The sequence below is a fragment of the Enteractinococcus helveticum genome (assembly GCF_020742345.1).
GTDB classification, from domain to species: domain Bacteria; phylum Actinomycetota; class Actinomycetes; order Actinomycetales; family Micrococcaceae; genus Yaniella; species Yaniella helvetica_A.
The window spans coordinates 1-3,857 of the sequence record NZ_DYXC01000122.1 but is presented as its reverse complement, the minus strand read 5'-3'; the positions used below and the strand labels follow the sequence as shown (position 1 = coordinate 3,857).

Sequence of the window (3,857 nt, the reverse complement as noted above, 5' to 3'; positions counted from 1 at the left end):
CGCCGTTATTCACCACGGCCTGAGCGAGGAGGCCTAGTCATGTACGCCTGGTTTTTTCACCTGCTGCCCGGACCAACCTGGTTCCGTTGGATCCTCGTGTTAGCACTGCTGGCGGTGGTTGTGGTGGTCCTCATGGAAGTTGTCTACCCGTGGATCGCCGAGTTCGGCTTCTTCTCCGACGCGACCCTGGACATCGAGTAGCCGCCGCAGCAGATCCTTCAGATTTGAAGGAATGTTTTTGGGGACCGTGAGGTTGCACTTGATATGAACAATGCTGTGCCAACCCCAAATCCATCCACTCACCTTGCGACCTCGCTGGATGACGGCGTCGTCGAATTTGGCCTCCACACTTTCGGGGACATCACCCAGGACCTCGAAGGCACCCGCGTGTTGAGTCACGCCGAAGTGCTGCGCAATGTCGTTGCCGAGGGGGTGCTGGCCGACCAGGTGGGCGTCGACGTCATTGGCGTCGGAGAACACCACCGGCCCGATTATTCGGTGTCCGCGCCCGACGTCGTGTTGACCGGCATTGGTGCACAAACCCAGCGCATCAAACTCATTTCGGCCGTGACTGTGTTGTCCTCCGACGATCCGGTGCGCGTGTACCAACGTTTCGCCACCCTGGATGGGATCACCTCGGGGCGCGCTGAGGTCTCACTGGGGAGCGGCTCATTTATCGAGTCATTCCCGCTATTCGGTTATGACCTGCAAGACTACGAAATCCTCTTTGAAGAAAAGCTCGAACTCTTCGATAAGGTTCGCCGTGAGGAGCCCGTTACCTGGTCGGGCAGTACCCGTTCTGCGTTAGAAAATTATTCGATCTTCCCAACGACGGCGCACGAACAGGGCCTGCCCACTTGGGTAGCGGTGGGTGGTTCACCGCAGTCGATCGTGCGCGCTGCAAAATACGGGATGGGCTTGGAGCTTGCGATTATCGGGGGAGCTCCCCAACGCTTTGCCCAGCTAGCCAGTCTGTACCGCAAACAAATCGAAGAAAATGGCTTCAACCCGCGCCGCATTGCAGTCCACTCCCACGGCTATATCGCTGACACTGATGAGGAAGCGATGGAGCAGTATTATCCGTACTGGCATCACGCCACCGGCAAGCTTGGTGCCGAACGTGGCTGGCCGACGCCGACGCCGGAACAGTTTGCACAGGAAGTTCGCCATGGCGCCCTACACTTGGGTTCGCCCGAGACCGTGGCTCGCAAAATCGCCAACACCGTCAAAACCCTGGGTGCAACCCGGTTTGGTATGAAATACGGCACCGGGCGCTTGCCACACGAGTTGATGATGCACTCGATCGAACTCTATGGAACAAAGGTTATTCCGATGGTTCGCGAGATACTCGCAGAATAATCACGCATAGCCCTACCAGCCTCGGTATGGGTAACTGAGCACCGGTGAGAAACTGAGAGCAATGTGTATTGGTTCTCAACCGGTCTAATCTCTACCCCAACCGTTACCGCGGTTCCAGGGGCCATGTTCCTGGCCGTCATTGGAGAACCAGCCGCGAGAGGGGCCGGCTTCGCTGTCCTCATCGTCATTTTCTGGTGTCGGGGACTCGGAGTCAGTTTCTTCGTCTTCCGGCGTCTCTGTTTCGCTCGGCGATGGAGACGGCTCCTCTGGTGGCGCCTTGGAAATGGTTAAGGTGATTGTGGTGCCCTGAGCTACTGAGGAACCGGGTTCAGCCGACTGGTCCAGTACGGTACCTGGTTCAGGTTCTTCGGTTTCTTGTTCTTGAATGTCTACCGTCAAACCGAGATCATCACCGGTCAAAATGTTGCGAGCCTCTTGTTCGGACATGCCGCGAACATCTGGGACCTCAACCTCGCCGGAGGATATTTTCAACGCGACGGTTGAACCGTAGGCCACCGTGGATCCCAGGGCCGGGTTGGTGTCGACGAGTCGATCCCGCGGAATGGTTGCTGAGTTTACATAGGTCACGTCAGAGACGGTGAGTCCAAGTTCTTCGAGGGTATCGCGCACGGTGGCTTCGGATGCACCGCGCAGCGAGTCAGGAATCTCAACCTCGTCGGGACCTAATGAGATATTCAGGGTGATTTCGTCGTAGCGCTGCATAACGGTGCCCGCAGCCGGTGAGGTGCCAATGGCGCGGTCGCGCTCGACGTCGTCGCTGTGCTCGTATTCCAAAATTGGGCGCAACCCGGCGGTTGTCAGGGCGTTTTGCGCATCGGTTTCTGGCATACCGGACACATCAGGCACATCGACCTGGTTTTCTTCGATGCGGCGCTGTTCGGCTTGATCCCAGAAGTACCAGCCGGCAGCCCCGCCACCGCCCAGCAGCAGAATGATGATCAGTGCGATCAGCCAGCCGCGGCGTTTCTTACGGGGGCGCTGGTCATTGACCGAATCTATTTGTCCGGTCATCTCGTAGGACTCGGGGAGTTCTTCACGCGGGGTGAAGATGGAATCGTCCTGCGCAGAAATTGATGACATGGCCTGGGTGGGGTCCGCATCGGCGGGGATCACGGCCGGTGGGATGACGGTGGTTGAGTCATCTTCGGTCACACCAATGCCATCGTAGTGGGCCGAGCGCAGGGCGGTGAGGAATTCTTTACCGGACTGGAAGCGTGCCTGAGTGTCTTTGGCCAGGGACTTGGCCAGCACCGAGGCCAGCGCTGGGGTAATATCCGGGTTGAGCGAGGTTGGCGACGGTGGTTCTTCGCGAACGTGCTGGTAGGCAACGGCAACTGGGGAGTCACCAACGAACGGTGGACGGCCGGTCAACAGTTCGAACAGCACACAGCCCACCGAGTAGAGGTCGGAACGGGAATCGACGGTTTCACCGCGGGCCTGTTCTGGGGACAGGTACTGTGCGGTGCCCACCACGGCCTGGGTTTGGGTCATGGTTGCCGAGGAATCGGATAGGGCCCGGGCAATACCAAAATCCATGACTTTGATGGTTCCGGATTCATCGACCATGACGTTGCCGGGTTTGATGTCGCGGTGCACGATGTGATTTTCATGCGAGTAGGCAACCGCACTCAGAATGCCTTCGGTCCATTCAACGGCCTGGTCGATCGTGACATCACCTTTGCGCAGCAGTGCGCGCAGGGTGTCGCCGTCTACGTATTCCATGACCATATACGGCAAGGAGACGCCGGCGTGTTCACCGTTGGGCGGGAGCTCTTCTTCGCCGGTGTCAAAGACGGCAACGATGTTTGGGTGGTTCAGCGCAGCGGAGGCTTGGGCTTCGCGTTGGAACCGGGTTTGGAACTGCGGGTCGCGCGCGAGGTCCGGGCGCATCATTTTGATGGCGACGGTACGGCCCAGGCGGGTGTCGTGACCGATGTAGACATCGGCCATGCCGCCACGGCCAATGAGCTCGCCGACTTCATAACGACCATTGATAATGCGTTGTTGGGACACGGTTTTCCTTAGCGGGCGCTATGCCGCGTCGTACTCGTCAGGGGCGGATGGACTGCCCAATGGATGTGGTGCGTGGATTTCATGTGAGTTTTCATTTCGTTAACTTTGATTGGTTGGAGTTCCGGGGTTAGGCGGTGCATCGGTGGTGCCGTCAGGGTTCTGCGGGCTGCTTTCAGTACCACCAGTCTCATCGTCAGTGTCTGTACCGTCTGTACCACCGATTCCGGTATCAGTGCCGGTGCCGTCATTTCCCGGGTCGGGTTGGCCGTTACCGGTGCCTGGTGACGTAGTCGTCGGTGCAGGCTCTGCGGGTGTAGTTGGTTGTTGTGGCATCGGCTGAGGCTGTTGCGGCTGCTGTGGTTCTTGCTGATTTTGGTTAGAGCCTTGATCCGGAGCTGGCACATCTTGATTAAAATCTTGATCTGGGGCAGGCTCAGGTTCACCACCGGTGCCATTGGAGTAGC

Annotated in this window: 3 protein-coding genes and 1 pseudogene; 2 read left to right on the top strand and 2 right to left on the bottom strand. The window is 58.3% G+C overall.

The genetic code is table 11. From position 1 onward, the window contains the following. Positions 1-201 (top strand): hypothetical protein (locus K8V32_RS10850; RefSeq protein WP_303907126.1); only part of this gene is annotated, 201 nt, incomplete at its 5' end. A 63-nt stretch (positions 202-264) separates the two neighbouring features. After that, positions 265-1,359, top strand: coding sequence for an LLM class flavin-dependent oxidoreductase (locus K8V32_RS10845; protein ID WP_524536733.1), 1,095 nt, complete (start codon positions 265-267; stop codon positions 1,357-1,359). Between the two features lie 84 nt (positions 1,360-1,443). Here K8V32_RS10845 and pknB read toward each other — a convergent pair whose 3' ends face one another. Both pknB and K8V32_RS10835 read right to left on the bottom strand, forming a co-directional pair. After that, positions 1,444-3,393 (bottom strand): Stk1 family PASTA domain-containing Ser/Thr kinase, encoded by a 1,950-nt coding sequence (gene pknB / locus K8V32_RS10840; protein WP_303907121.1) that lies wholly within the window; start codon positions 3,391-3,393, stop codon positions 1,444-1,446. A gap of 99 nt (positions 3,394-3,492) precedes the next feature. After that, a pseudogene (locus K8V32_RS10835) lies at positions 3,493-3,857 on the bottom strand (hypothetical protein); the annotation flags it as partial.